Here is a 3,699-nt window from a genome sequence, read left to right as displayed (position 1 = left end):
TTTGTAATTTAAATTGGTATAGCTGAATTATTAAGCTATCTGTTCTGCGGAATGGATGGCTTTTTTAATATAGTAATGATAGTTTAGACTGAGATAACTGTTTTTTAAAGCTATCAGGATTCTTAAACGAAAGTTCTCAAAATTTCTAAGGTCATAAGCGGTTCGTTTAATAACTTTGATTTTATTATGGTACCTTCTACTGATCCATTTGAAAATGAAGTCTTGAAATGGTTGCTGATTTTGCTTTGATGTTTACGCAGCGTTCAGATAGTTTTCTTTATTTGTTTAGGCATCTCAGTAGCTGAGTCCAATAAATTACTTAAGGCTTTTGTATCTTAATGGCGGACACGTAATAGCGTTTGGTAATAATTTATAAGCTAGTTCATTAGACATCTTCAGCAAACAACTTAGAAAAGCGCCTGCTAGTCATTAAGAAACAGCATAGTCTTATCTGTTTGAGAAATTTTTTTTAACGCAACAGTGGTCCAATCTTTAACTACAACAGAAATATGCTTTTTAGATTAAAAGCTAGCAAAAGTGACTCCTGAATGGTAATAAAATTTCTTCAGGGATATAATTTTCACCAAATTTAGGATCAAGAATAAGGTTTGCGTCTTTAATTCCGAGTAAAAATTGGTACTAGATAGAGAATATTTCTGTCAGTGCCAAATATTATAGAACCAGTTATTTTGATAAGACTTTTTTCTGAGTTATATTTTGGATTGAATGGAATAATGATTTTAGCTAGCTAATTTTGCTATACTAGTAATAAATACAAAGGAGTGAAGCAATGCTGCAAGTAAATGATTTGACGAAAACTTTTGGTCAAGCAACAGCCGTTGATCATGAAAGCTTCCAAGTCAAACCGGGGGAGATCTTGGGCCTGATCGGACAAAATGGGGCCGGAAAGACGACGACATTTCGAATGATTTTAAACTTTCTAACACCAGATAGTGGCCAAATTACTTGGGAAAATCAACCATTGAACCGGACAGATTACGATCAAATTGGTTATTTGCCTGAGGAACGGGGGTTGTACCCTAAAATGCGGGTTGGTGAACAGTTGACCTACTTTGCTCGATTACATGGGATGAAGTTAGCTGAGATTCGCCAACAAATCCCGCAATGGGTGAAGCGCTTCCAGGTCAAGGGAAAGTTGACAGACAAGGTTAAAGATCTTAGTAAAGGCAACCAACAAAAAGTTCAGTTAATTGCAACCTTGATTCATATGCCTAAATTGGTTATTTTGGATGAACCATTTTCCGGGCTTGATCCGGTAAATGCAAGTTTGTTAGAAGCAGGAATTTTAATGTTGCGCGATGCTGGCTCAGCTATTATTTATTCGAGTCACGACATGGGTAATGTTGAAGCAATTTTTGATCAACTAGTCATGTTAAAAAATGGTCAAGTTGTTCTTAGTGGTGCTGTTAGTGAAATCCGGCAAAGTTTCGGACGTACCAAGCTTTTCTTAGAGTCCAACCTAACCCGTGAACAATTAGTCGCCTATCCTGAAGTTAAAGCTATCAAACAACGTGGAAGAGAATTTGAATTAACCCTCAATGATCCAGCTGCGGGACAAAAAATTTTTGCGGCAGCAACCAAAGAAGGATACATTCCTGAATTTCGTCAAGTGCCGCCATCATTGGATGAAATTTTTCGCTTGAAAGCAGGTGCAGCTGATGAATAAGTATTGGATCGTTACCAGTCAAGTTTATCGTAAAAACTTAAAAAGTGGTTCCTGGTTATCATTAGTTTTATCACCGTTAATTTTGTTGGCAATTGTGATTGGAATTGGTTGGTATGTTAGCCAGAGCGATCAGCCAGCTCAAGTGGCAGTTGTAACGGATAATCCAGCGATTGCACAAACTTTGAAAAAAGCCAATGATGCTGATATTCATTACCAATCTTTGTCAGCAGCTCAGGCCAAGAGAAAATTGAAGCATGAAAGTATTACTGGGATCTTGACAATTAAAACGGAACCAGATATTTCGGCAAAATACGTTGAATTAGCCAATGCGGAAACGAGTGCTGATTTGAGTAAAATGCGGGCAGCGCTCACAAGTTTGAAAACTAGTCAAGCTGCGAGTCGGTTAAAATTAACATCGGCACAATTACAGGCGTTGACCACCCCAGCTCAAGTGCAAAAAAAGACGGTCGCTATTGAAAATGGCAAACAAGTTGCGAAAAGTAATTCAGCTTCAGCGGCTAATTATGCTTTTGCAACCGGATTAACAATTTTTATCATGTTAATTATTACAGTTTATGGTCAAATGTTGGCACAGGAAATTGCGACTGAAAAGGGTTCACGTATTATGGAAATCTTACTGAGTTCGGTTAGTGCAACTACACAGTTTTTTGCTAAATTAACGGCAATTTTATTGTTGCTCGTGACACAATTAGCGATTTATGTTATTGCAGGAGGTTTAAGTTGGACTTGGCTAAAGCAGCAATCATTTGTCGAGGATATTTTACCAGCGGTTGATTTATCAGTTTTTTGGTCAACAACTTCATTGATGGCAATTTTATTCTTTATCATTGGGACAATGACTTTTGCAGTTTTAGCAGCCTTATTAGGTTCATTAGTAGCCAATCAAGAACAAGTTAATACAGCAGTTATGCCAATTTCACTGCTGGCTTTGGCTGGCTATTTTCTGTCGCTAATGGCCCAAGCTGGTGATTCAATGTTGATTAAGGTTTTCAGTTATATACCATTTATTAATGTTGAATTGATGCCTGTTAGATTAGCATTACAGCACACAACGTTGTTAGCTGCTGGGATTAGTTTAGTAATTGCGGTAATTTTCTTAATTGTTTTCACTTTCATTGTGGTTAAAGTCTACCAAACTAACGTCTTAGTGTACTCAGAAGCAGGCATCATTAAAGCGATTCGGCAATCTTTTCGGATTTGGCAAGCGGAATGGAAAAAGTAAGAAAGTACTTTTCAGCCGAAAAATTAAAGAAAGCAGCTTGGTCAAAAAAGATCAAACTTCCCATTTTGGCTTAGCTTTTTGTATAAGTAAATGCAATACAATCTAACTCGTTAACAGGCTTAAATCCGATGTTTCGATAGAACGCGATGTTTTTTTCTCGTCACTAGTTAACAAATTAATTTGGTAATAATCTGGATAGAGTGCCAATATACGCTTTATTAGATCGCTGCCAATTCCTTTTCGCTGATAGGTTGGCAAGATTAGAATATCCTGAATATATATTATTGAAGCACCATCTCCAATTACCCGGATTAAACCAACCAACTTTTTTTATCGTAGGCATAAATAGTTATTAAACTATTCTTGAATGACTTGTTTAACATGTCTAACCGATTAGGATAGTTTGTCCATTTGAAACTTGGCCGTGAGTTCATAATCGCAGAATTATTATTGAACATTTCTAAATAATAGATTCCCTTTTGGGATGTTGGAGTATAAGTAACTGAATGCTGCCCAGCTTGTGAAACAAAGTTAGTTTCTTTTTTCAAAAGTAAATTGCTGTAATTATCAATGCCTTGCCAGACTGAACTATCAGCAATCAAATAATCAAGTTTCGGCTTAGTTTCCAGATCACTGATTTTCATAATTGTTGAGGTTTCTCGCGAACTGATCAAAATTTGGTTATCATTAAGTAACTGGATCGTATTAGCATGAATCACATCATGGTACCCTTTATTACTAGTTTCAGTCTCTAAAGAGGTAGCTTTTG

General features: G+C 36.5%; 4 protein-coding genes and 1 pseudogene. 2 read left to right on the top strand and 3 right to left on the bottom strand.

Going from position 1 to position 3,699, the window contains the following annotated elements; translation table 11 throughout:
• Positions 1 to 30 precede the first annotated feature (30 nt).
• Positions 31 to 197 (bottom strand): annotated as a pseudogene (locus ON15_RS12020) (transposase); the annotation flags it as partial.
• A 593-nt stretch (positions 198 to 790) separates the two neighbouring features.
• Between ON15_RS12020 and ON15_RS06820 the strand changes: the two are divergent.
• Positions 791 to 1,687: an ABC transporter ATP-binding protein gene (locus tag ON15_RS06820; protein ID WP_010580744.1), complete on the top strand. Its 897-nt coding sequence runs from the start codon at positions 791 to 793 to the stop codon at positions 1,685 to 1,687.
• Positions 1,680 to 2,930 (top strand): ABC transporter permease, encoded by a 1,251-nt coding sequence (locus tag ON15_RS06815; RefSeq protein WP_010580743.1) that lies wholly within the window; start codon positions 1,680 to 1,682, stop codon positions 2,928 to 2,930. The genes ON15_RS06820 and ON15_RS06815 overlap by 8 nt, the downstream gene beginning before the upstream one ends.
• A 102-nt stretch (positions 2,931 to 3,032) precedes the next feature.
• On the opposite strand, the gene ON15_RS12295 is transcribed toward ON15_RS06815, so the two are convergent.
• Positions 3,033 to 3,254, bottom strand: coding sequence for a GNAT family N-acetyltransferase (locus ON15_RS12295; RefSeq protein WP_056970827.1), 222 nt, complete (start codon positions 3,252 to 3,254; stop codon positions 3,033 to 3,035).
• A partial coding sequence (locus tag ON15_RS06810; protein WP_010580742.1) for an aryl-sulfate sulfotransferase occupies positions 3,242 to 3,699 on the bottom strand: 458 nt, incomplete at its 5' end. The genes ON15_RS06810 and ON15_RS12295, both read right to left, overlap by 13 nt.

This window comes from Liquorilactobacillus vini DSM 20605, from assembly GCF_000255495.1.
In the GTDB taxonomy this organism is placed as follows: Bacteria; Bacillota; Bacilli; order Lactobacillales; family Lactobacillaceae; genus Liquorilactobacillus; species Liquorilactobacillus vini.
Note: the sequence above shows the minus strand (reverse complement) of the source record. Positions and strands in the feature narration are given on the sequence as shown.